The sequence below is a fragment of the Microbacterium salitolerans genome (genome assembly GCF_019720895.1).
GTDB lineage: Bacteria > Actinomycetota > Actinomycetes > Actinomycetales > Microbacteriaceae > Microbacterium.
Map to the genome: position 1 here is coordinate 1 of NZ_JAHKSH010000019.1, position 290 is coordinate 290.

General features: G+C 61.7%; 1 protein-coding gene. It reads right to left on the minus strand.

The features are described from left to right. A partial coding sequence (locus tag KOL93_RS16010; protein WP_221586424.1) for a DUF2516 family protein occupies positions 1-209 on the minus strand: 209 nt, incomplete at its 3' end. Positions 210-290 lie beyond the last annotated feature (81 nt).

Sequence of the window (290 nt, forward strand, 5' to 3'; positions counted from 1 at the left end):
TGGGACACCAGGGAGAGCACGCCGACGGCCAGGGCGCCGCCGGTCAGGGCAAGCCAGAAGGTCTTGGTCCGCTTGGACACGGCTTCGAAGGCGTTGGCTTTGTGGCGGAGGCAGTCGAAGAACGCCCACACCTCAAGAGCCAGGGCCACGAGCGCCAGGACCAGGTAGATCCCGGTTTCGACATAGTAAATCAGTATTCTTCCGTCCACTCCCCCAGCCTAACCGTCCAGGGTGTCCAATGCCTGTTCCAAATCGGCCCAAAGGTCCTCGACGTTTTCGATGCCGACGCT